A 376-nucleotide genomic window follows, 5' to 3' on the forward strand; every position below is an offset into this window, starting at 1 on the left:
TCCAGTTATCATTGGCGAAGGAAGGAGCCGCGCACTTCTTGATCATGTCCGAATGTAGTCGTATCCAGCATCGGTAAGCTTCGGATCACTCAGGTATTTGTCCAGCAGGCGCCACTCGGAGCGAGGTCCTACGCGGGCTGAATGCCAGTGCCGAACACATCCCATGCTGGCGACTTCGTCGTCAGTTGGATCGTCATCTTGTTCCAGTAAGAATCGTCTGGGTAGAGTTCCGGCGTGACCTTGATGCCGGGTCAGCTTCTCGAACTCCGGAAAGTTGCGCAGCGAGAGCATCCGCATAGGGGTGGATGTCGTAGGCCCAAGTTATGCTGGTCCCTTCGAATTGACGCCAGTTCACGGTGTCGGCAGCGGCCGAATT

1 protein-coding gene is annotated in these 376 nt (G+C 56.1%); it reads right to left on the reverse strand.

The features are described from left to right. Positions 1-193: 193 nt before the first annotated feature. Positions 194-376, reverse strand: a 183-nt coding sequence (locus tag EN859_RS40045) for a hypothetical protein (protein ID WP_245525883.1), incomplete at its 5' end; no start/stop codon positions are given.

It is taken from the genome of Mesorhizobium sp. M00.F.Ca.ET.216.01.1.1, assembly GCF_004010325.2.
In the GTDB taxonomy this organism is placed as follows: domain Bacteria; phylum Pseudomonadota; class Alphaproteobacteria; order Rhizobiales; family Rhizobiaceae; genus Mesorhizobium.